Consider the following 24,162-nt stretch of genomic DNA (forward strand, 5'->3'; position numbering starts at 1 on the left):
CTTATTTTTTAGTTTTTAAAGCTAAATTTAATTCTTTTAATTGATCTGGATTTACCTCAGATGGTGCATTCATCATTAAATCTTGCGCGTTTTGATTCATCGGAAACATAGTAACTTCCCTAATATTTTTCTCATTAGCTAATAACATTACGATTCTATCAATACCAGGTGCTATTCCTCCGTGTGGTGGTGCACCATAACTAAGTGCGTTAATCATACCACTAAATTTTTCGTCTACTTGATTTTTATCATATCCAGCAATCGAGAAAAGTTTATACATAAGTTCTGGTTTATGATTTCTAATTGCTCCTGAAGATAGTTCTATGCCATTGCAAACTATGTCGTATTGATAAGCAAGTATATCTAACGGGTTTTCAAAATCTTTTTCACTTAGATCACCTTGAGGCATTGAAAATGGATTGTGACTAAATTTAATCTTATTTGTTAACTCATCTTTTTCAAACATTGGATAATCTACAATCCAGCAAAATGCAAAAACGTTTTCATCAATTAAATCAAGATCTTTTGCAATTTTATCTCTTGCTAATGCAGTAATTTTTTCTAACTCATCTTGTTTTCCACAAGCCATGAAAATACTATCCCCTATTTCACAGTTTGTTTTTTTCATGATTTCAACCAACGCTTCTTGAGAAAAGAATTTTCCTATAGGACCTTTTGCTGAAATATCTTTATCTTTTTCAAAAGTAAAATAAGCTAAACCAGAAGCACCTTCTTCTTTAGCCCATCTATCAATATTATCAAAAAAACTTCTGGGCTTATCTTTTGTATTTTTTGTAATAATACATCTTACTTTAGATCCAGATTTTACTAATTTTTTAAATATTTCAAATGAAACATCTTCTCTTGTAAAAATTTTAGTAATATCATTTACAATTAGGGGGTTTCTTAAATCTGGTTTATCAGTACCATATTTAAGCATTGCTTCTTTGTATGAAATCTTTGGAAATTTATCAAACATCAGTTTTTTGGTAGAAAAATTTTTAAATGTATTTACCATTAACTTTTCAACAACATTAAATACATCTTCTTGTTCAACAAATGACATTTCCAAATCTAATTGATAAAACTCCCCAGGACTTCTGTCTGCTCTTGCATCCTCATCTCTGAAACAAGGTGCAATTTGAAAGTATCTATCAAAGCCCGAAACCATTATTAATTGTTTAAATTGCTGAGGAGCCTGAGGTAATGCATAAAATTTTCCAGGATTTAAACGACTAGGTACTAAAAAATCTCTAGCACCCTCTGGACTAGATGAGGTTAAAATTGGTGTTTGAAATTCTAAAAAACCTAATTTAGTCATTTCATTTCGGATGTATGAAATAACTTTAGATCTTAAAATAATATTTTCATGAATTTTTTTTCTTCTTAAATCTAAAAATCTATATTTCAATCTTATTTCTTCAGCATATTCTTGATCACTAAAGATTGGCATAGGAAGCTCTTTACAAGTGCCTAAAATTTCATGCTGCTCAATAACAACCTCAATTTCACCAGTATCAATTTCAGAATTAATTGTTTCTTTAGATCTGTTAACAACTTTCCCCTCAACTTTAATTACTGTTTCTAATTGCATTTTTTCTAAATCAGAAAAGTATTTATTATCCTTATCAATTATACATTGGGTAATTCCGTAATTATCTCTTAAATCAATAAATAATAAATTCCCATGGTCTCTTTTTTTATTTATCCAGCCTGAAAGAGAAATTTTTTTATCTACATCCTCTTTTCTTAATTCATTACACTTGTGTGTTCTGTATTTATTCAATTAAACCTCTAATGCTTCTTTTATAATTTTAAAATCGATTGGTTTCTTTCTTTTTAAACTAATTTCGTCGATTTTATATATGAAATCGGAAATTTTGCCATAAGTTCTATCAATTCTCTTAATTATAAATTCAACAAGTTTTTGGTCTATTGATATTTGACGATCTGAAAAATTTTTTAATATTAGCGCATAAATTAAATCGTCACTAGGTTTTTCAATTTGAGATAAAATAAAATTAGTAGATCTTGAATTCAGATCATTTAATTTAAATTTAAAGTCAACTATTGGTATTTTTGAGGTTAGTATTAAATACTTATTATCCTGATCTATTATATTGATAAGTGTAAATAATAACTTTTCATTTATTTTTTCAGTTAAATCCTCAACAATAATATTTTCATATATTTTAATTTGTTGAAGAAAGTCATTATTAATTTCTTCTGCATTAATTTTAATTCCTCTATACTTTTCTAAAAATATATTTATTAAATGACTTTTTCCTGAAAACTTTTCACCGATTAAGTTTATAAAATTTTTATCCCATTTTGGCCAGCTATTTAAAAGTCTAAAAGAGTGTTCGTTGCTTTTTGAAACATAAAAATCTTGATCTTTAAAATTTTGCTCATAATCAAATTTAAGTATTTGTTGATTAAGATTTGTCATTTAAAACCCAAATTTTATTTTTTATTTCAAAATTATAATTTTGATAACTCATGACCTCTAAAAATTTATCGGGTGTACCATTAAAAATTACTTTATAAAAATTATTTTTATTATCAAATTTATAAATATAAAAATTATATATATAATCCATATCAGACAAAATTTTTTCAAATTTATTAATTTTAATATTATTTGAATTATCTATAGAAATATTTAATGATAATTTTACTGAAGTATTAATTTGATTTTGTGATTTCCAAAAATCTTCGTAAACTAATTTTAAATTATCAATAAATTTAAATAAGTCTTCTTCTTCATCAAAATTAACTTCAGTATAATTTAAATTTTTTAAATTATTATTTTGATTAAAAAAAATTTTATTAAATACTCTTATTTTATTATTATCCTTAAATACAATCATAATGATGTGGTCATTTATATTGTATTTATTTATAATTTCTTTGAAGTCATAAGTTTCCAAAATATTAATATTTTGTTTTATCAATCTAAAATCATCTAAATCTTCAGTAGGTAAAATATAATTTAAAAGACTGTTTCTTTTATTATTTAAATTCCAACTGGAAAATAACTTATTCTCAGAGAACATTAAAACTTGATTTTTATTTTGATCAACAAATACAGGGATAAATAAAAAATCTTTTTTCACAGGTAAAGATGGAAATATATTTTTTGACTCTAATAAATCAAATATATTTTTTTTATTAAATGAAACATTTAGGGTAAGATAATAAATTTCATCAATAAACTTTTCTTCCTTAATTGAGAAAGTTTCTATCATTCCTTTTATTTGATTAATTGACGTATTTTTTAATTTTACCTGATCTTTACTTTGAACAATTGACAAAATCAGTTCATTAAATGCCTTTACAAATCCTTCATCAATAATTTCATTTTTATTAAAATTTATTTCAAAAGGCGTTGATATTTCAATATCATTTATAGAAAATGTCTTTGCATGACCTTTTCCTGTGGAAAAGAAAATATTTATTAAAGCAAGAAATAAAAAAAAATTATATAAAAGCTTAAAATTACAAAGTAGAGAAATTAATTTCATAAAACATATTAATGAATAAAAAAAAATTTACCTATAAAAAAAGTGGAGTTAATATCAAAGCTGCAGATAAGTTTGTTAATTTCATCTCTAAAATTTCAGCAAAAAAAAGAGGCAAAAAAAAGTTTTCTAATATAGGGGGGTTTGGCTCAATAACAAATATACCAAGTATTATCAAACAACCTAGAATCGTAGCTTGTACGGATGGTGTGGGTACTAAAATAGAAATTGCTAATTCCTTAAATAAATTTGACACTATTGGAATTGACTTAGTTGCTATGAGTGTAAACGATTTAATCGTTCAAGGTGCTAAGCCTTTACTTTTTTTAGATTATATATCTATAAATAAAATTGATCTAAAAAAACTTAAAGCAATAATAAAAGGAATTAAAAAAGGTTGTGATCAATCAAAATGTGAACTCGTCGGTGGAGAGACTGCTGAAATGCCAGGTACTTACGAAAAAGGGAAATTTGATATTGCGGGATTTGCTGTAGGAGTTGTTGGAAAGAATAAAATTTTAAATAAAAATAAAATAAAAAAAAATAATCTGATATTAGCAATTCCTTCTAGTGGTTTACATTCTAACGGGTATTCTCTTGTGAGATATTTATTAAAACAAAAAAAAATAAATATTAAAAAAAATAATTTTTTGAGATCTGAGCTTTTAAAACCAACTAAAATATATGTCGAAGAAATAATGAATTTAATAAATAATAAATTAATTAATGGTTGTGCAAATATAACAGGTGGAGGATTGTCAGATAATATTAAAAGAATTATACCAGATAAACTTTCTGCAAATATTAACTTAGATAAAATTAAAACTTCTAAAATATTTAATTGGCTTAAAAATAATGGAATTTCTAATAAAGAAATGCTCAAAACATTTAATTGTGGAGTTGGTTTTTGCATAATTATAGAAAATAAAAATCTAAAAAAAATAAGTAAATTTTTTTCAAAAAAATATAAGCCATATGTAATCGGAAAAATTTCTGAAGATAAAAATAAAGTTAAACTAAATGGGTCTATCAACTGGTTATAGAAAAATTAGAACAGCTGTATTTATATCTGGTACAGGAAGTAATTTTAAATCTCTAATTAAATTTTCAAAAACTAATAAATCTCCTATATCTATTGATTTTGTTGTTTCAAATAATTCTAAAGCAAAAGGTTTAAATTATGCTAAAATATACAATATAAAAAAAAAGGTATTAAATTTTAAAAATAAAAATTTAAGTGAAAAAAAATTACTTTCTGTTTTAAAAGCAAACAATATTGAAATGATTTGTCTTGCTGGATTTATGAAAATTTTGTCAAAAAATTTTATAAAAAAATTTAAAGGGAAAATTTTAAATATACACCCCTCCTTACTGCCTAAATATAAAGGATTAAATACTCACCAAAGAGTATTAAACAACAAGGAAAAATACTCAGGATGCACTGTTCATTTTGTAAATGCTAGATTAGATTCGGGGAAAATTATCCTACAAAAGAAAGTAAAAATTTCAAAAAAAGATACCAAGTCTTCTCTTGCTAAAAAAGTTTTAGTTCAAGAGCATAAACTGTACCCAAAAGCAATATTAAAAGTTCTTAATCTTTAAAGAAAAAATCTATTTCAATTTTAGCATTTTCAACACTATCTGAGCCATGCACAGAATTTTTATCTATTGAAATTCCATATTTTTTTCTAATAGTGCCTTCTTCTGCATCTTTTGGATTTGTGGCACCCATTAATTCTCTATTTCCTAAAACTGCATTATCTTTTTCAAGAACCATCACAACAATTGGGCCTGAGGATAGATAGGCACATAAATCATTATAGAATGGCTTGGTTTCATGAACTTTATAAAATTTTTCAGCTTCTGATTTTTCAATTTGAATTTTTTTTTCTTTTAAAATTGTAAAACCATTACTTTTAAACATTTCTTTAATTTCATTTTCTAGATTTCTCTCCACTGCGTCTGGTTTTATAATTGATAAAGTTTTTTCTAAATTACTCATAATTATCCTCTATTAGTTTATTTAATAATCTCACTCCATAACCTGTTGCACCACCAGAATTCAATGCTCCACCATATTTTGAAAAAGCCATTCCAGCTATATCCAGATGTGCCCAAGGTGTTTTGTTTAGAATAAACCTTTGTAAAAATTGAGCAGCAGTTGTTGATCCTGCTCCCCCAACATAATTAATATTTTGCATATCTGCATTTTTAGAATCTATTAACTTATCAAAATTTTTATTTAGAGGCATTCTCCAAACTTTTTCTTCTACTTTTTCCCCGGCATTAATTAATTGTTTTGATAGATTATCATCATTCGAAAATAAACCTGCATATTCAGAACCTAAAGATACAATTATAGCTCCTGTTAAAGTAGCCAAATCTACAATTAATTTTGGCTTAAATTTTTCTTCTGTATAAGTTAAAGCATCAGCTAGAACCAATCTTCCCTCGGCGTCAGTATTTAAAATTTCTACAGTTTTACCGCTGTAAGACTTAACAATATCTCCAGGTCTTTGCGCATTACCTCCTGGCATATTTTCAACTAAACCCACAACACCAACAGCATTTATTTTTGCTTTTCTAAGTGCTAAACTTTTCATTAATCCAACTACAACTGCGGAACCAGCCATATCATAAGTCATATCTTCCATGAATTTAGCAGGCTTTAACGATATTCCTCCGGTATCAAAACACACTCCTTTTCCTACAAATGCTAATGGTTTAGATGTTTTGTCCAAACCATTCCATTCCATTGTAACTAGATACGATCCTCTAATACTACCTTGCCCTACGCCAAGCAGGGTATTCATTCCAAGTTTTTTTAATTTTTTGTCATCATATACAGAAACTTTTAAACCATACTTTTTTAATGAGATTAATCTTTTTGCATATTCATCAGGATGTAGAATGTTTCCAGGCTCAGAAACTAAATCTCTTGTATAAAATGTTCCATCTTCAATAGCTTTAAATTTAAGCTGTTCTTTAACAGATGGCTGGTTCTTACCAAATATAATTATAGAAATATTTTTATTATTTTTTTTTGTTTTATATTTCTCAAAAGTATAAGACTTTAATTTTAAACCATGTACGAAATTACCTACTAAATTCCTTTGTTGATTTATTGAAGAATCTGAATTTATAACAAAATGATTTATTTTATCATTTTTAAATTTATCATAAAAAACTGCACCTAGATTTTCTACCTCGGAAATAGTAATTTTATTTTTAAGTGAAACTAATATTATTTTTTTTTTAGAGCTGATATCAAAAGCTACTATTTTCTTTTTTATATCCTTCGTTTTAACAAGGTCGGAAATAAGAGCATATTCTTTGGTTGAAATATGTTTTTTTAAGCTTGAAATATTGAACGTTTCATTAACGAATAAAACCAAATTATAAGTGTTTTTTTTCGATATCTTGTTTTTATAAGAAATTTGGACAGCCATAAATTTTAAATACAATCTCTACGAGATAATGCTATATAGGTATAAAAATCACATTTTTCAATGAAAAAAATATTATACAGAAAACTATTATATGATTACTTAACTTTTCTTTTTCTCTCATTATTAAGCACTGCAGTCGTAATCTGGGTTTTTCAATCAGTTAATTATCTAGATATAATGATAGAAGATGGAAGAGATTATTTGGTATATTTAAATTTTTCTCTTTTAAATTTTCCAAAAATACTAAGCAAAATATTCCCTTTTGTACTTTTTTTTACAATTTTTTATGTAACTACAAAATATGAACTTAGTAATGAATTGATGATATTTTGGAATTTTGGAGTCCATAAAATAGAAATAATTAATTTCATATTTAAAATCTCAATTTTATTAATGCTATTTCAGATTTTATTAAGCGCAATCATAGTTCCAAAATCACAAGATTTAGCTAGATCATTCCTGAGAAATTCAAATGTAAATTTTTTAGGAAGTTTTGTTAAACCACAAAAATTTAATGACACAATAAAAGGGGTAACAATTTATGCTAATAAAAAAGATAAAAATGGTGATCTAGAAAATTTGTATATAAAAAGAGAAATCGACAATAATGAATTTCAAATAACATATGCAAAAAAAGGGGAATTTAAAGAAATAAAAAATTCACAAATACTAGTCCTTTACAAAGGTTCTACTATTACTTCAAAAAATGATAAAATAACTAATATTTCATTTTCTAAATCTGATTTTTCACTTATTGATTTAAAGTCAAATACAACTACTTATATTAAAACTCAAGAAATCTCGTCTTTCAAGCTTATTAAATGTATCAATAATTTTTACAAATTTAATAAAATAATATTTGAAAAACTAACAAATAAAATTGAAAATTGTACTATTGAGAATATGAGTAATATTTTTAAAGAGTTGTATAAAAGATTTATTATACCTTTTTATATTCCAATATTATCTTTATTGCCTTTTTTGATAATTATAATTTCTAAGGAAAATGCTAGCTATCAAAAATTAAGGTATTCAACATTCTTGATTGGTTTAGGAATTATTATTTTTTCCGAAACAACAATCAGATTTATTTCTAATTCTACTTTTCAAAATATAAATTTAATTTTAATTCCGTTATTAGTATTTATAATTTTGTATTTATTCTTATTTTATAAATTTAAAGCAAACTTTATACGAACATAAAAAAATGAAAGTTTATATAAAATTTATTTCTTCTGTTTATTTTAAATCTTTATTTTTTGTTTTCTTTGTAATTACCAGTTTAGTATTTATTTTAAATTTATTAACCGAAATTGAATTTTTTAAAGATGAAAACATAAATGTTAGCTTTACACTTTTTTTGTCTTTATTAAATTCACCAGCACTAGTTTTTGAAATATTTCCTTTTATTATATTACTTACAGTCCAACTTTTTTTTATAAAATTTTTTGAAAATAAAGAACTGGATATTTTTAGATATTCAGGACTAAAAAATTCCAATATTTTAATAATTCTTGGTGTTTTAACATTGATTACAGGTATTTTTCTAATATCCGTTTTTTATAATGTATCCTCTACTTTAAAAAGTGTTTATTTAGAACTAAAATCAAATTATACATCAGATGGAAAATATCTTGCTGTTGTTACTAAAAACGGCTTATGGATAAAAGATAAAGTTGATAATAAAATAATTATTACCAATTCATCATCGATAGAAAATAAATATTTAATTAATAATTTTATAACTGAATTCGATGAAAATTTTAATGTTATTAGAAATATACAAAGTGATAAAATTGATATAACTGAAAAAAAATGGATAATTTTTAACGCTAGGGTATATCAACAAAATGATTATAGAAATATTTCAAATTTAGAAATAAATACAAATTTTAATTCTGAAAGAATACAAACTTTATATTCAAACTTATCTGCTTTGACATTTATTGAACTTTATGAATTGAGAAAAAACTATAAAAAACTAAATTACTCAATTACTGATTTGGACTTACATATGTTAAAACTTATTTCAAATCCTGTATATTTATTATTAATTACAATATTTGCATCTTTAATTATGTTTAGAATTAAACAAATAAAAAGCTCTACATTTAAAATTTCAATAGGCTTATTTTTCTCTGTAATAATATATTATTTTAACAATTTTTCTTATGTTCTTGGTAGTACAGAAAGAATTTCTTTGTTAATATCAATCTTTTTTCCACTTATAATTTTAACATGTGTAAATGGTTTTCTACTAAATAAAGTAAATGACAAATAATATTCTTAAAATAATTTTTATATTTTTTTTTAATTTAATTTTTTTTAATGCTTATGGTGCTGAGGATTTTGATTTTAATATAACAGAAGTTCAAATTATTGAAAATGGCAACAAATTTATAGGTTTAAAAAGAGGAACTATCACATCAGATAATGGAATTATAATTGATGCTGACAAATTTGAATATAATAAAAATTTAAATATTTTAAATGCAAGCGGTGAAGTTAAAATAAATGACACTATTAATGAATATATAATTTATTCAGATAGCATAGTTTTTGAAAAAAATAAAAATATTATTTATACAAAAAATAAATCAAGAGGAATTAGTCTTAAAGATAAAGTAAATATAAGTGCAAATGAATTTGAGTATAATATAAATCAAAATTTAATTGTTGCAAAAAAAAATGTTAATTTTGTAAATGATCTAGAGGATTATAAAATTAAAGCAGAATTTTTATCTTATTTAATAAACGAAGAAAAAATTTCTACTAAAGGAAAAACATCTGCATTAATAAATTCAAAATATAATTTTACATCTGAAGACGTTATTTTTTTAAGAAAATCTATGCAATTAATTTCAGAAAAAAATACAAAAATTAGCGATCAATCAAATTTATATAAACTTTCAAAATTTAGATACTTAATTAATGAGGAAGAACTAAGAGGTGAAAAAATAATAATAAATTCAAATTATAACTTACCTAAAAGTGATACATTTTACTTCTCCAGTGGTATTATAAATTTAAAGACCAAAAGTTTTTTGGCAAAAGATATAAAAATAAATTTACATAAAAATATTTTTGATAATTCAGAAAATGATCCAAGACTGCAAGGACTGTCACTGTCTAAAAAAGACAATTTAACTGTTATAAATAAAGGAGTTTTTACAAGTTGCAAAAAGAATGATAATTGTCCACCATGGTCTATCGAAGCAAATGAGATAACACATGATAAAGATAAAAAACAATTAAACTATAGAAATGCATATTTAAAATTATATGATTTTCCAATCTTATACTTTCCAAAATTTTTTCATCCTGACCCAACAGTAAAAAGACAGTCGGGACTACTCAAACCAGTTATAAATAATTCAAACTTACTTGGTAATTCAATTATAATACCTTATTTTCATGTTTTTTCTGAAGAAAGCGATCTTACATTTGGCCCATCAATTTTTGACGGAAAAATTAAAATGATCCAAAATGAATTTAGAAAAGTAGGAAAAAATTTTAGTTTAATCACGAATTTTGGACACTCTAGAGACTATAAATCTTCAACTTTAAAAAAAGAACAAAATACAAGTTATTTATTCACAGATTTAGATATTGATTTAAATTTAGAAAATTTTGAAACGAGCAAATTGGATATTAATTTTGAAAAAATAACAAATGATACTTTCTTGAAAATATTTAATAATAATTTGAATGATACGGTAACTTCATTAAAGCCTCAAAATACTGATAAATTGTCTAGTGAAATAAAAGTTATATTGGAAAAAGATAATGGGAATTTAACTGCAGGTTTTCAGTCGTTTGAAAATTTACAATTAAAAAATAATGATAGGTATCAATATATACTTCCATATTATAATTATAATCAAAACTTATTTACTAATTTACAAAAGGGCTCGGTAACATTTAATTCAAATGGAAGTAACGACTTAAACGAAACAAATAAATTAAAATCACAAGTAATAAATAATTTTTCATTTTCTAGTATAGATTATATTTCAAAAAATGGATTTAAAAATAATTTTAACATTAATTTAAAAAATCTTAATTCACTTGGAAAAAATATTTCTGATTATAAATCAAGTCCACAAATTGAATTTTCGTCAATATTTGAACTTCAAACAAGTCTTCCATTAAAAAAGCAAACATCAAATTATTTTAATTATTTAACACCAAAATTATCCTTTAGAGCAAATCCTAGTGACATGAAAAATCATACATCAACCAAAAGAACAATTAACAACGATAATATATTCTTAATCAATAGATTGGGATTAGAAGATTCTTTTGAGAGTGGGAAATCGTTGACAGTTGGTTTTGATTATAAAAAAGAGACAATAGAAGATATGAATAAATACTTTGAATTTAAATTAGCGACAGTGTTTAGAGATAAAGAGGAAAATTTTATGCCATCTAACACAACATTAAATAAAAAAACCTCAAATATATTTGGCTCTATTTCAAATAACTTTTCTAAAAATTTAAATTTTAAATATAATTTTGCTGCAGACAATAATTTAGACGAAATAGATTATAATGATATAAGTACAACAATATCTTTAAATAATTTTGTTAGTACTTTCCATTATATAAAAGAAATAGATGATATGGGTGATCAAAATTTTGTAAAAAATAATACTTCTTTTGAGATTGATGAAAATAATTATTTTAAATTTAACACAAGAAGAAATAGAAAAATTAATTTAACAGAATATTATGATTTAGTTTACGAATATAAAAATGATTGTTTAACAGCTGGTATCAAATACAAAAAAACTTACTATGAAGATAGGGATTTAAAACCATCAGAAGACTTAATATTTACAATTACCCTATTTCCAATTACCACCTTTGAGCAAAAAATAGATCAGTAAAATGTTAAATAAAATTAATATCTCTATTGTGATTATTGTTTATTTTTTCTTAATTCTAACAGCTAAAGCATACGAAAATAAAATTCTTTTTAAGGTGGATAACCACATAATTACATCCATAGATATATTCGAAGAGATTGAATATCTTAAAATGATAAATAAAAATTTTGAAAATTTAGAAAAAGAAAAAATTTTTGAAATCTCAAAAAATTCGATAATTAGAGAAAAAATTAAAATAATTGAATTATCAAAATATTTTGAAAAAATTGAAGTAGATGATCAATACCTTGAATTTCTAATTAAAAATCTAATTAACCAATTAAATTTAAATAATGAGGATGAATTAAAAATATACATTAAAAAAAATGGTATTAAATATGAAACAATCAAAAAAAAATTACAAATAGAATTATTGTGGAATCAATTAATTTTTAACAAACATTCGAAAGATGTTAAGATTGATAAAGAAAAAATAAGAAATGAAATTAATCTTAATAAATTTCAGGAGGAGTTTTTTATATCAGAAATTCTTTTTACATTGGAAGAGAATCAAAAGTTAGAAAATAAATACAACAAAATTAAAAAAGACATTGAATTAAATGGTTTTAACAATTCTGCTCTAATTCATAGCATCTCTAGTTCGGCTAAAAACGGCGGGAGAGTAGGTTGGATAAAACTTAATAGTTTAAATAAAAAATTAAAAAAAGAAGTTATTAACACAAAAATTGGAAGTATTACTAATGCGATATTAGTACCAGGAGGTTTTTTAATTATAAAAATTGAAGACAAGAGAAAAACAGAAATTAAAATTAACCTAGATGAAGAAGTTGAAACAATCTCTAAAGAAGTTGCAAATAAACAACTTAATCAATTTTCTAATATTTATTTTAATAGAGTTAAGAAAGAAGTCGAGATAAATGAATTTTAAAAACTCAATACTAATTATTTCTGGTGAACCTAATAGTGTTTTTTTAGAAATTTTTTTTAAAACATTAAAAAGAACTAAAATAAAAAAACCCTTAATATTAATTGCATCTCATAAACTTATAAAGTTGCAGATGGCTAAGCTAAAATATAAAAAAAAGATTAATATTTTAAATACTAAAAATTTAATAAATTTGAAGCTTGATAATAAAAGTATTAATTTAATAGATGTTAAATACAACACATCTAAAGCTTTTGAAAAAATTTCATCAAAATCAAACAAATATATTGAAAACTGTTTTAATGTTGGATTTGAATTAATTAAAAAATTTAACCTCAAAGGATTAATTACAGGTCCAATCTCCAAAGATAAATTTTTGAAAAAGAAATATTTAGGTTTAACTGAATTTATTTCAAAAAAATTTAATATAAAAAAAAATGCGATGCTTATTTATAATAAAAGACTATCTGTTTGTCCTCTTACTACACATTTACCTTTAAAATCGGTTCCAAAAAATATTAATAAAAAGTTAATTTATGAAAAAGTCGAATTGATAAACAAGTTTTATAAAATTAAACTCAAAATAAAACCTAAAATAGGCGTTTTAGGAATTAATCCACATTGTGAAAGTATTTATAAATTTAATGAAGATGAGAAAATTATCAAACCTGCCATTATAAATTTAAAAAAGCGAAATTATGATATTTCCGGGCCATATTCTGCTGATACAATGTTTATGAAAAACAATATAAAAAAATATAATGTAATTATAGGCATGTATCATGACCAGGTATTAACACCGATTAAAACTTTATTTGAATATAATGCTATTAATATAACTCTTGGATTGCCTTTTATTAGAGTTTCTCCAGACCATGGACCAAATATAGAAATGTTAGGAAAAAATATTTCTAATCCATTAAGTTTAATAAAAGCAATTTCTTTTCTGGATAAAAATTGATAAGAGCTAAAAAAAGTTTAGGTCAAAATTTCTTAACAGATAAGAATATTTTGGAGAAAATTACAAATATAACCGATATTAAAAATAAATTAGTACTTGAAATTGGACCAGGAACTGGAAACCTTACCTCGTATATATTCAAAAAAAAACCTCAAAAAATCTTTGTTATTGAAAAAGATAACTTGCTTGCAATCAATCTTAAAAAAAAATTTGGTGATCAAATAAATATTATTAACGATGATGTTTTAAAATTAGATGAAACTAATCTTTTAGAAGATAAGGCAATAGTTTTTGGCAATTTACCTTATAATATTTCAACAGAAATTATTACTAAATGGATAATTAATTTAAAAGATAATTTTTGGTTTGAATGTTTAGTTTTAATGTTTCAAAAAGAAGTTGCTGATAGGATAATTGCAGAATTTAATACATCAAATTATGGAAGATTATCTATAATTTGTAATTGGAAGCTTAATATTAAAAAGATATGTGACATTGAACCTAAAGCATTTTCACCAAAACCAAAAATTCACAGCTCATTATTATTATTTCATCCAAAGCAAAATTTTATCAAAATTAATGATCCTAATAATTTAGAAAAAGTTACAAGAGTTTTTTTTAACCAAAGAAGAAAAATGTTAAAGAAACCTTTTAATCAACTATTTAATGGAGATAAAAAAGTGTTGGATAAACTTAAAATTGATTTAAATTTAAGACCACAAAACTTGAATTTTGAAACTTACTATAAACTGGCTTTCGAATATGAAAATTTAAGAGGTTAGTTTATTAACATGGCTTCTTATGTACTCTAAATCATAATCTTTAGAGCCATCATTAACTACAGCATCGATTAAATTTGTAATTTTGGAGTAGCATTCATTCAAATCGTTATTAATAACCACGTAATCGTAGTTTATCCAATGTAAGACATCTCTTTCAAATTGTTTCATTCTTTCTTCTGCTATTAATTTGTCATTAGAATGTCTTTTAGATAATCTTTTAAATAAAACTTCTTTACTTGGAGGTAATATAAAAAAAGTAATTAATTTATAATCTAATTTTTTATTTTTAATTTGATCGGCTCCCTGCCAATCAATATCAAAAAGAACATTTTTACCTTTATTTAATTTATCTATTACTGGTGTTCTTGTTGTGCCGTAGAAATTATTGAAAACTTTTGCATATTCAAGGAATTCTTCATTCTTTATTAACCTTCTGAATTCTAATTCATCAACAAAAAAGTAATCTTCATTATGATTTTCATTAGGTCTAGGTTGTCTGGTGGTATGTGATATTGAAATTTCAAAATTATCTTTTTCTGATAACTTTTTTACCAATGTTGTTTTACCTGCTCCAGAAGGAGAGGATAAAATTATCATTACTCCATCTTTTTCTGATGGCATTAAAATTTCTAGTTAGCTTTTCCTTCGATAAACTTAACTGCATCTCCAACAGTTAAAATTTTCTCTGCTTCACTGTCTGAAATTTCAGATCCGAATTCCTCTTCAAAAGCCATCACCAATTCAACTGTATCTAAGCTATCTGCGCCTAAATCATCTATAAAACTTGACTCTTCAGTTACTTTTGCTTCATCTATACCTAGGTGATCTGCTACAATTTTTTTTACTTTGCTTGAAACGTCTTCTGACATATTGATCCTTTTTGTTATAAATTCTTATTAGTTTAAAAACCTATTTTGTCAAGCCATATACATGCCTCCATTAACATGCAAAGTTTCTCCATTTATATAACTTGATTGACTAGAACATAAAAAAAGTACAGCATTTGCAATATCATCTGGCTCTCCTAGTCGGGCAGAAGGGATTTTTGATATTATTGCTTCTTTAAATTTGTCATCTAATTTATCTGTCATAGCTGTTTTGATAAATCCAGGTGATATACAATTTATATTTATATTTTTCTTAGCATATTCTATTGCTAAACTCTTAGACATTGCAATTATACCTGCTTTGGAAGCGGTGTAATTGGCCTGTCCTAAATTACCTGTATGTCCGACAACTGACGTAATATTAACAATCTTTCCAGATTTATTTTTAAGCATTTTTTTAATTGCTGATTTGCTCATTAAAAAAGTTGATGTTAAGTTGACATCAATTACTTTTTTCCATTCATCTAAGCTCATCCTTATTGCTAAATTATCTTGGGTAATACCTGCATTATTAACTATGCAATCTAAACTACCACCAAGTTCTTTGGTTGCGTTTTCAATAAACTCCTCAATTTTATCGCTTTGAGAAATATCAAACTTTAATGTTTTAATATTTCCATATTTATCTTTTAATTCCTCAAGTTTTTCTATTCTTGTTCCTGAAGCTAAAATATTTGCTTCTGCTTGATTTAATTTTTCAATTATTGAATTTCCAATCCCGCCTGAAGCACCAGTAACAATAATTTTTTTACCTTTTAAATCATTCATATTTTAAGACCTTCAATATCATTTTGAGAATTAATTGTATCAATTTTAACATTTCTATTAATTCTTTTTACTAAACCTGACAAAACTTTCCCAGGTCCAATTTCTATAAAATGGTCTACATCATTTTCTATCATATTAATCACACTTTCTCTCCATCTAACTCTACTCTCTATTTGCTTAATCAAGAGATTTTTAAGCTCATCTGGGTCTTTAATCTCATCAGCAGTAACGTTTGATATTAATTTATTTTGACCATTTTTAAAATTAAGTTTATTTAACTCTTCTTTCATAATTTTTGTAGCATTATTCATCAAATCACAGTGGAAAGGTGCACTTACTGGAAGTTTAGTATTTTTTATTGAATTATCCTTTAAAATTTGAATTAACTTTTCTAAATCCTCGGTTTTTCCGCTCAAAACAATTTGACCCTCAGAATTGTCATTTGCAATTTGTACTTTTAAATTTTCTACATTTTCTGTCAAAATTTTTTCAATCATATCAACTGTTGAACCTAATACTGCAACCATCCCTCCTTGTCCTTTAGGCACAGAATTTTGCATAGCATCCCCTCTAGTTCTTAATATTTTCAAAGTATCTGAAAAATCCAGATATCCCGCACACGATAAAGCCGAATACTCTCCCAAAGAATGTCCTGCAAAGTATTTTGCTTTATTTAAATCTAACTTGAATTCATTTTTTACTAAATTAAATATTGAGTAACTTATTAAAAATATTGCTGGTTGTGTATTTGCTGTTAGATCTAACTCTTCTTTTGGTCCTTCAAGGATAAGCTTAGAAATAGAAAAATTTAGAGTATCATCTGCTTGTTTAAAAAGGTCTTTTACCATATTAAATTTATCATAAATCTCTTTTCCCATTCCCACTATTTGAGATCCCTGACCTGGAAAAATTACTGAAAACATATAAAAAAAACTGACATTTTGCCTTTTTAACTATTGTAATTGAACTTTTATAATAGTATATCCTCACTTTTTATTAAAGAACTTAAATGAATTTATACGAACATACTATTATAGCTAGGCAAGATACTTCACCAAGTGAATTAAAGCAACTAACAGAGAAGTATTCTAAAATTGTTGAAAAAAATGATGGTGAAGTTGTTAAAACTGAAAACTGGGGATTACTAAACTTATCTTATCTAATTAAAAAGAATAAAAAAGGAAGTTACATACACTTTAAAATAAAAGGTAAAGGTAATGTTATTGATGAATTAGAGAAAAATGAGTCTATAGATAAAAAATTACTAAGATATCTAACAGTTAGAGTAAAAAAATTTGATTTAGAAACAAACTATTTTGGAAAAAAAGAAGATAGTGAAAAAAAAGAAAGTGTTAAAAACTAATGCCAAAAAGACAAAGTGGAAATAAAAAAGGTAAGCAGAGTAACTTTGCAAAATTAAGTATTTTTCAACCTAATAAATATAAATTCAAAAAAACTTGTCCATTATCAGCTAAGGGTGCTCCTCAAGTAGATTACAAAAATATTAAACTTTTAAAAAAATATGTATCTGAGAATGGAAAAATTCTACCCTCAAGAATAACAAATGTTTCTCAAAAGAAACAAAGAGAACTTTCTGTTTCAATCAAAAGAGCAAGAAACTTAGCATTAATATAAAATGAAAGTAATATTGTTAGAAAACGTAAAAAGAATTGGATCTATTGGTGAAGTAATAGATGTAAAAAGAGGTTTTGCTAGAAACTTCTTAATTGCTAATAAAAAAGCTCTTTATGCTTCAAAAGAAAATATAAAAGAAGTTGAAAAAATTAAAGCTGAGTTATCTAAAAAAGATAACGAAAAGAAGAAAGAAGCCTCTCAAATTGCTGATCAGATTAATGGTAAAGAGTATTCTGTCAAAAAGTTAAGTACAGAAAATAATGAATTATATGGTTCAGTTAAACCAACTGAAATCTCAAAACTTATTCGGGAAGAGAACAATATTGATATTAAGCCTTCAATGATACAACCAGTTGAAGAAATAAAAGCTTTAGGAAAATTTAAAGTTAAAATTACTTTACACTCAGAAGTTGATGCTGAAATTACAATCAATGTTTCTTCAGCTGATACAATTCAATAATTATACATTCTTTTCCCCAGTACCAATTAGTAATTTGATTTGATTAATTTTCATGTAAATTTATTTTAATGGAAAATAATTTAAGTATAGTTAAAGATCACTTTAAAGAGTTGCCAAATAACATTGAGGCGGAACAAGCAGTTATAGGATCTATCCTTGTAAGCAATGATATTTTTGATGAAATAAATACAATAATTTCTAGTACTAACTTTTATGACCCAATGCATCAAAAAATATTTGAGGCAGTTGAAAGTCTTATCTACAAAGGAATGTTAGCTAACCCAATTACTTTAAAAAATTATTTTGAAGATGAAAAAGATGATCTAAATGTTCCAGAATATTTAGTTAAAATTACAAAATTTTCTACATCAGTTAGGCAAGCAATAGAATACTCAAAAATAATTTACGATATGTTTGTAAGAAGAGAATTAATAAAAATTTCTGAACAAACTATTGATAGTGCAAAATTAAATGATCTTGATACTAACGGACAATCTATAATCGAAAGTTCTGAAAGATTATTATTTGACTTAGCTGAAAAAGGTTCTTTCAATTCTTCTTTAGTAAAATTTGATGAAGCAATGAAACAAACAATTGAAATGGCTTCAGCTGCTTATAAGAATGAGGAAGGTATAGTTGGTGTTCCAACTGGTTTAAGGGATTTAGATGATAAGCTCGGTGGTTTACATCAATCAGATTTAATTATTATTGCTGGTAGACCATCAATGGGTAAAACCTCACTTGCAACAAATATTGCTTTCAACGCCGCCCAAAAATTACAAGAGAGTGGTAAGAAATCTTCTATAGCTTTCTTTTCGCTTGAAATGTCTTCAGAACAATTATCTACAAGAATTATTTCTGAACAAGCTAGAATTAGCTCTAATGATATTAGAAGAGGAAGAATATCTGACGACCAATTTGATAAGTTTTTAGAAACATCGAAAAATATTTCTGAACTGCCTCTTTATATTGATGAAACTCCAGCAATAAGTATTGCAGCTTTGAGCAATAGAGCAAGACGTATTAAAAGGCTTTTTGGTCTCGATATGATTGTAGTTGATTACATCCAGTTAATGAGAGGAACTACATTTAACAAAGATGGAAGAGTTCAAGAAATATCACAAATTACTCAAGGACTTAAAGCAATAGCTAAAGAACTTTCTGTTCCTGTTGTTGCTCTTTCACAGTTGTCAAGACAAGTAGAGCAAAGAGATGATCACAAGCCTCAATTGGCAGATTTAAGAGAGTCTGGATCTATTGAACAAGATGCAGATGTTGTAATGTTTGTTTATAGAGAAGGGTATTATTTACAGAGAAAAGAGCCAAGAGAAGCTACAGTTGAACATGCAGAGTGGCAAGCAAAAATGAATGAGGTTGCTCATTTGGCACAAATTATAATTGGAAAACAAAGGCATGGTCCTATTGGCAATGTAACTCTTGAATTTGAAGAAAGATTTACAAAATTTAAGGATACTCAATTAAGTTAAATTCCAATATAAAGAGCTTGAATGATAGCTCATTTTTACCAAAACGTTATCCTAAAAAATCCAAAAGCAATATTTGTATTGTTAATCATTGCTATTTTAAGTTTTGGATACTATTCAAAAAATTTTAGGCTAGATGCTTCATCGGAAACCTTATTGATAGAGGGTGATCCAGATTTAGCATATTTGAAAGAAGTCTCTGAAAGATATGGGTCTAAAGAATTTTTAATTCTTACTTATACACCAAATGAGGGAATGGTAACTGACTCATCAATTAATAATTTATTAAGTTTAAAGTATAAAATTCAGAGCCTCAATTGGGTCCATAGTGTGATTACATTATTAGACATTCCACTTTTAAATAATTCAGAAGCTCCCCTTCAAGAAAGACTAGAAAACTTCAAAACATTAAAAGATGAGGATGTCGATAGAGATAGAGGTTTTAAGGAAATTTTAAATAGTCCTGTTTTTCGAAATTTCGTCATTAGTGAAGACGGCAAGACTAGTGGAATTATTGTTAATATTAAATATTCTCAAAAATTAGAAGATATAGAAAATAAATCAAAAGAGGAAATTGAACTTATTAAAGATCAAATCAAAAAACAAAACCAGCAGAATATTTTAGAAATTAGACAAGTTATTGAAAGTTATGATGATATTGGAAAAATTTATCTAGGAGGAATACCAATGATTGCTGATGATATGATGACTTTTATCAAAAGTGATATAATTATTTTTGGTTTGGGTGTTCTATTATTTATAATTGCCACTTTATGGTTTGTTTTTAGAAACCTTCTTTGGATTGTGGTTCCTATAAGTAGTTGTCTTTTTTCTGTGATAATAATGATGGGATTACTTGGATTGTTAGGATGGAAAGTTACAGTCATCTCGTCTAATTTTATTGCACTTATGTTGATTTTAACAATGGCAATGAATATTCATATGAGTACTAGGTTTCTTCAGCTTAAAAAAGATTATCCATCAAAAAATAATTTTGAAATTATTTCCTTAACAACTTCAAAAATGTTTTGGCCAATTCTTTATACTGTTCTAACGACAATTTTCGCTTTCTTATCTTTAATTTTTAGTGAAATAAAACCTATTATTGATTTTGGCTGGATGATGACTTTTGGTTTAATTACATCATTTATCATTACATTTACTTTACTACCTACCCTTTTAAACTTTGCACCCACAAATAATATTTCAGTAAAAAAAGAACAGAAATCAAAAATTACTAATTTACTCAGTATAATTTCTATAAATAATAAAAACTCAATTTTCTTGGTAACTGGAATAGTTATAATTTTCAGTATTGTTGGGATAAGTAAGCTTGAAGTTGAAAATAGTTTTATAAATTACTTTGATAAGAATACTGAAATTTATAAGGGTATGAAACTTATAGATGAGGAGCTAGGTGGAACCACTCCTTTAGAAGTTATTATAAAATTTCCTCAAAAAGAGAAAGTAAAAAAATCTGAGGAAGATGACGAGTTTGACGATTGGGGTGATGAGGAAGATACTAATGATGAAAAATATTGGTTTACCAAAGATAAAATTGATCTAATTTCATCTGTTCATAATTACTTAGATGGCTTACCTGAAATTGGCAAAGTTCTATCTTTTTCATCTATTATTGAGGTTGCTACTCAATTAAACAACAATAAACCTCTAGGTACTTTAGAAATGGGAGTACTTTACTCTAAAATTCCTGAAAGAATTAAAACTGAAATTATAGACCCCTATCTTTCTATCAAAGATAATGAGGCTCGAATTAGTTTAAGAATTATAGACTCGCAGGAAGATTTAAGGAGAAACGATTTAATTAACAAAATTAATTTTGATCTTAAAGATAAATTTGGTTTAGAAGAAAAAGATTACAAACTAGCAGGTGTATTAATATTATTTAATAATTTATTACAAAGCTTATTTAAATCTCAAATTTTAACGTTGGGATTAGTTATGATTGGAATATTTTCAATGTTCATAATTTTATTTAGAAATATTAAGCTCTCATTGATTGGGGTTGTTCCAAATTTTATTGCTGCTTTTTTTATATTAGGAATAATTGGATTATTAGGAATACCATTAGATATGATGACAATAACTATTGCAGCAATTACAATAGGAATCGCAGTAGATAACAGTATTCACTATATTTACAGATTTAAAGAAGAGTTTAATAAAATTAGAGATTATAACAAAACATTAAAAACGTGTCATTCAACCGTTGGTGTTGCTATTCTAAACACTTCAATTACAATTGTTTTTGGATTTTCAATTTTAGTGTTATCGAAGTTTATTCCAACAATTTATTTTGGTGTGTTTACAGGAGTTGCTATGTTATTAGCTATGATATTGGTATTAACACTACTTCCCGCGTTAATCTTAATTATTAAACCTTTTGGTAAATCATCTTAATGTTAGAAATCATAAAAGATTTTTACAAAGCAATATCGATAATTGATTTAATTTATTTAATTTTAACAATCCTTTCTTTGATAAATTGTTACAAAAAGGGCTTCATTTTAAGTATTCTCTCAATAGCTAAATGGTTGTTGGCATATATAATTACATTATTTCTATTTCCTAAAATTAAACCCTATGTAAAAGACGTAATTGATAATGAGTATGTGCTCGATGTTGGTTTAGGAATATTAATATTTGTGGTCGTTATCTTTTTGGTTCTATTAGTTAATAAAGGAATCAGTAAAGCAGTCAGATACACAGGAATCGGTGGCTTAGATACGACATTTGGATTCTTTTTTGGTTTTATAAGAGCTTACATTATTTCTGTATGTATCTTTTCGGGTGTTCATATCGTTTATAATTATGATAAATGGCCAATAAATTATGACAAATCATACATCTTTCCATATTTAGAAAAAGGTAGTAGTTATCTGATAAAAGAATTCCCTAATGAAAAAACATATCAAGATTCTAAAGAAAAAATTACAGAGCTATAATCCAAGATTTAAGGAAGAGTGTGGGGTTTTTGGTATTAGCAATGCTAAGGATGCATCAGCTCTTACAGCACTTGGGCTACATGCCCTACAACACAGAGGTCAAGAAGGATGTGGAATTGTTACTTTTGATGGAGAAAAATATTATTCTGAAAAAAGATTTGGTTTGGTTGGTGATAATTTCAATAAAGAAAAAGTACTTAATAATCTTAAGGGAAATTATGCGATTGGCCATAACAGATATAGTACAACTGGAAACAATATATTAAGAAACATTCAGCCTTTTTTTGCTGACACCAACGCAGGTGGTATTGGAGTTGCACATAATGGAAATCTTACAAATTCAATTGCTTTGAGAAATAAACTAGTTGCAGATGGAGCTATATTTTACACTACTTCAGACACTGAAACGATTGTTCAATTAATTGCTAAATCAAAAAGACCAAAAACAATTGACAAAGTAATTGATGCAATTTTTCAAATTCAAGGTGGTTATGCATTAGTGATGTTAACTCAGAACTCTTTAATTGGAGTTAGAGATCCTTACGGAATTAGACCACTAGTAATTGGTAAGCTTGGTAATAGTTATGTCTTAGCATCTGAAACTTGTGCATTTGATATTATTGGTGCAAAATTTGTAAGAGAAGTTGAAAACGGTGAGATAGTTTTAATTGAAAATAATAAGCTGAAAAGTATTAAGCCCTTTCCTGCTAAAAAAGTTAGACCATGCGTATTTGAATATATTTATTTTTCAAGACCAGACAGTCTGATTGGAGGAAAAACAGCATATGAACATAGAAAAAATATTGGTAAAGAGCTAGCAAAAGAAAATGATACTGATGCTGATATAGTTGTTCCGGTTCCAGACTCTGGAAATGCTGCTGCTATGGGTTTTGCTCAAGAATTAAAAATGAATTTTGAACATGGATTAATTAGAAATCATTATGTTGGAAGAACTTTCATTGAACCAAGCCAGAAAATTAGAAGCTTGGGAGTAAAATTAAAATTAAATGCTAATCAAACAACAATTAAAAATAAAAAAATAATTCTAATTGATGACTCACTTGTTCGGGGAACCACATCTTATAAAATAGTTAAAATGCTTTATGAAGCTGGTGCAAAAGAAGTTCATGTTAAAATTGCATGCCCCGAAATAAGATATCCAGATTTCTATGGTGTAGATACACCTACAAAAAAAGAATTGTTAGCAGCAAATAAAACTAATGATGAAATTTGTAAATATATTGGAGCTAAAACTTTAAGATTTTTATCAATTGAAGGATTGTATAAAGCTATTGGTTTTGAAAAAAGAAACGAAACATATCCACAATTAACAGATCATTATTTCACAGGCGAATATCCTGTTAAATTAGTGGATGAATTAGGAGATAATAAAATAACCCAGTTATCTTTACTAAGCACAGGATCAAACAATTAA

General features: G+C 25.6%; 24 protein-coding genes. 15 read left to right on the forward strand and 9 right to left on the reverse strand.

Annotation, left to right across the window (positions count from 1 at the left end; genetic code table 11):
- Nucleotide 1: 1 nt before the first annotated feature.
- The 3 genes from aspS to ACTT88_RS04535 are packed head-to-tail and all read right to left on the reverse strand — an operon-like array spanning nt 2 to nt 3,524.
- The gene (aspS, locus tag ACTT88_RS04525; protein ID WP_440908127.1) at nt 2-1,786 is read right to left on the reverse strand and encodes an aspartate--tRNA ligase; all 1,785 of its coding nucleotides are present in this window, start codon (nt 1,784-1,786) and stop codon (nt 2-4) included.
- On the reverse strand, nt 1,787-2,449 hold the full coding sequence (locus ACTT88_RS04530) for a DNA replication protein (protein ID WP_440908128.1): 663 nt from the start codon (nt 2,447-2,449) through the stop codon (nt 1,787-1,789). It abuts the gene before it with no gap.
- Nucleotides 2,436-3,524 carry a hypothetical protein gene (locus ACTT88_RS04535; protein ID WP_440908129.1) on the reverse strand — a complete coding sequence of 363 codons (1,089 nt, stop codon included), beginning with the start codon at nt 3,522-3,524 and terminating at the stop codon, nt 2,436-2,438. The genes ACTT88_RS04530 and ACTT88_RS04535 overlap by 14 nt, the downstream gene beginning before the upstream one ends.
- An 11-nt stretch (nt 3,525-3,535) precedes the next feature.
- Here ACTT88_RS04535 and purM point away from each other — a divergent pair, with 11 nt between their 5' ends.
- Together purM and purN are read left to right on the forward strand one after the other, a co-directional pair.
- A complete protein-coding gene (purM, locus tag ACTT88_RS04540; protein WP_440908130.1) occupies nt 3,536-4,564 on the forward strand; it encodes a phosphoribosylformylglycinamidine cyclo-ligase in 1,029 nt (342 codons plus the stop codon).
- The gene (gene purN / locus ACTT88_RS04545; protein WP_440908131.1) at nt 4,542-5,123 is read left to right on the forward strand and encodes a phosphoribosylglycinamide formyltransferase; all 582 of its coding nucleotides are present in this window, start codon (nt 4,542-4,544) and stop codon (nt 5,121-5,123) included. The genes purM and purN overlap by 23 nt, the downstream gene beginning before the upstream one ends.
- Here the strand turns inward: purN and ndk are convergent.
- Nucleotides 5,113-5,523 carry a nucleoside-diphosphate kinase gene (gene ndk / locus ACTT88_RS04550; RefSeq protein WP_440908132.1) on the reverse strand — a complete coding sequence of 137 codons (411 nt, stop codon included), beginning with the start codon at nt 5,521-5,523 and terminating at the stop codon, nt 5,113-5,115. The two genes, purN and ndk, sit on opposite strands and share 11 nt — an antisense overlap.
- The gene (locus ACTT88_RS04555) at nt 5,516-6,970 is read right to left on the reverse strand and encodes a leucyl aminopeptidase (protein WP_440908133.1); all 1,455 of its coding nucleotides are present in this window, start codon (nt 6,968-6,970) and stop codon (nt 5,516-5,518) included. Before ACTT88_RS04555 ends, ndk begins: the two co-directional genes overlap by 8 nt.
- A gap of 60 nt (nt 6,971-7,030) precedes the next feature.
- Between ACTT88_RS04555 and ACTT88_RS04560 the strand changes: the two genes are divergently transcribed.
- The 6 genes from ACTT88_RS04560 to rsmA are packed head-to-tail and all read left to right on the forward strand — an operon-like array spanning nt 7,031 to nt 14,527.
- The gene (locus ACTT88_RS04560; protein WP_440908134.1) at nt 7,031-8,173 is read left to right on the forward strand and encodes an LptF/LptG family permease; all 1,143 of its coding nucleotides are present in this window, start codon (nt 7,031-7,033) and stop codon (nt 8,171-8,173) included.
- 4 nt (nt 8,174-8,177) lie between these two features.
- Nucleotides 8,178-9,251: an LptF/LptG family permease gene (locus ACTT88_RS04565; RefSeq protein ID WP_440908135.1), complete on the forward strand. Its 1,074-nt coding sequence runs from the start codon at nt 8,178-8,180 to the stop codon at nt 9,249-9,251.
- Nucleotides 9,241-11,859 carry an LPS-assembly protein LptD gene (locus tag ACTT88_RS04570; protein WP_440908136.1) on the forward strand — a complete coding sequence of 873 codons (2,619 nt, stop codon included), beginning with the start codon at nt 9,241-9,243 and terminating at the stop codon, nt 11,857-11,859. The genes ACTT88_RS04565 and ACTT88_RS04570 overlap by 11 nt, the downstream gene beginning before the upstream one ends.
- 1 nt (nt 11,860) lies before the next feature.
- Nucleotides 11,861-12,787: a peptidylprolyl isomerase gene (locus ACTT88_RS04575; protein ID WP_440908137.1), complete on the forward strand. Its 927-nt coding sequence runs from the start codon at nt 11,861-11,863 to the stop codon at nt 12,785-12,787.
- Nucleotides 12,777-13,745: a 4-hydroxythreonine-4-phosphate dehydrogenase PdxA gene (locus ACTT88_RS04580; RefSeq protein WP_440908138.1), complete on the forward strand. Its 969-nt coding sequence runs from the start codon at nt 12,777-12,779 to the stop codon at nt 13,743-13,745. Before ACTT88_RS04575 ends, ACTT88_RS04580 begins: the two co-directional genes overlap by 11 nt.
- Nucleotides 13,742-14,527, forward strand: a complete 786-nt coding sequence (gene rsmA, locus ACTT88_RS04585; RefSeq protein WP_440908139.1) for a 16S rRNA (adenine(1518)-N(6)/adenine(1519)-N(6))-dimethyltransferase RsmA — start codon at nt 13,742-13,744, stop codon at nt 14,525-14,527. The genes ACTT88_RS04580 and rsmA overlap by 4 nt, the downstream gene beginning before the upstream one ends.
- Here the strand turns inward: rsmA and gmk are convergent.
- Genes gmk through fabD form a run of 4 tightly spaced genes read right to left on the reverse strand, consistent with a single transcriptional unit; the run spans nt 14,516 to nt 17,105 of the window.
- Complete coding sequence (gene gmk / locus ACTT88_RS04590; RefSeq protein WP_440908140.1) at nt 14,516-15,148, reverse strand: guanylate kinase; 633 nt, start codon at nt 15,146-15,148, stop codon at nt 14,516-14,518. The two genes, rsmA and gmk, sit on opposite strands and share 12 nt — an antisense overlap.
- A gap of 8 nt (nt 15,149-15,156) precedes the next feature.
- The gene (locus tag ACTT88_RS04595; RefSeq protein WP_008544320.1) at nt 15,157-15,396 is read right to left on the reverse strand and encodes an acyl carrier protein; all 240 of its coding nucleotides are present in this window, start codon (nt 15,394-15,396) and stop codon (nt 15,157-15,159) included.
- 48 nt (nt 15,397-15,444) lie between these two features.
- Nucleotides 15,445-16,182 (reverse strand): 3-oxoacyl-[acyl-carrier-protein] reductase, encoded by a 738-nt coding sequence (fabG, locus tag ACTT88_RS04600; protein WP_440908141.1) that lies wholly within the window; start codon nt 16,180-16,182, stop codon nt 15,445-15,447.
- Entirely contained in the window at nt 16,179-17,105 is a 927-nt protein-coding gene (gene fabD / locus ACTT88_RS04605) for an ACP S-malonyltransferase (RefSeq protein WP_440908142.1), read from the reverse strand. Before fabD ends, fabG begins: the two co-directional genes overlap by 4 nt.
- Before the next feature lie 86 nt (nt 17,106-17,191).
- On the opposite strand from fabD, the gene rpsF reads away from it, so the two are divergent.
- From rpsF to purF, 7 genes are all read left to right on the forward strand, one after another.
- Nucleotides 17,192-17,545, forward strand: a complete 354-nt coding sequence (gene rpsF, locus ACTT88_RS04610) for a 30S ribosomal protein S6 (RefSeq protein ID WP_440908143.1) — start codon at nt 17,192-17,194, stop codon at nt 17,543-17,545.
- The gene (gene rpsR / locus ACTT88_RS04615) at nt 17,545-17,817 is read left to right on the forward strand and encodes a 30S ribosomal protein S18 (RefSeq protein ID WP_440908144.1); all 273 of its coding nucleotides are present in this window, start codon (nt 17,545-17,547) and stop codon (nt 17,815-17,817) included. Before rpsF ends, rpsR begins: the two co-directional genes overlap by 1 nt.
- Before the next feature lies 1 nt (nt 17,818).
- Entirely contained in the window at nt 17,819-18,277 is a 459-nt protein-coding gene (rplI, locus tag ACTT88_RS04620; RefSeq protein WP_440908145.1) for a 50S ribosomal protein L9, read from the forward strand.
- A gap of 68 nt (nt 18,278-18,345) precedes the next feature.
- Nucleotides 18,346-19,764 carry a replicative DNA helicase gene (locus tag ACTT88_RS04625; RefSeq protein ID WP_440908146.1) on the forward strand — a complete coding sequence of 473 codons (1,419 nt, stop codon included), beginning with the start codon at nt 18,346-18,348 and terminating at the stop codon, nt 19,762-19,764.
- A 21-nt stretch (nt 19,765-19,785) separates the two neighbouring features.
- Complete coding sequence (locus tag ACTT88_RS04630) at nt 19,786-22,182, forward strand: efflux RND transporter permease subunit (protein WP_440908147.1); 2,397 nt, start codon at nt 19,786-19,788, stop codon at nt 22,180-22,182.
- Entirely contained in the window at nt 22,182-22,727 is a 546-nt protein-coding gene (locus ACTT88_RS04635) for a CvpA family protein (RefSeq protein WP_440908148.1), read from the forward strand. Before ACTT88_RS04630 ends, ACTT88_RS04635 begins: the two co-directional genes overlap by 1 nt.
- Entirely contained in the window at nt 22,681-24,162 is a 1,482-nt protein-coding gene (purF, locus tag ACTT88_RS04640) for an amidophosphoribosyltransferase (RefSeq protein ID WP_440908149.1), read from the forward strand. The genes ACTT88_RS04635 and purF overlap by 47 nt, the downstream gene beginning before the upstream one ends.

Source organism: Candidatus Pelagibacter sp. (assembly GCF_052046145.1).
Taxonomy (GTDB): Bacteria; Pseudomonadota; Alphaproteobacteria; order Pelagibacterales; family Pelagibacteraceae; genus Pelagibacter.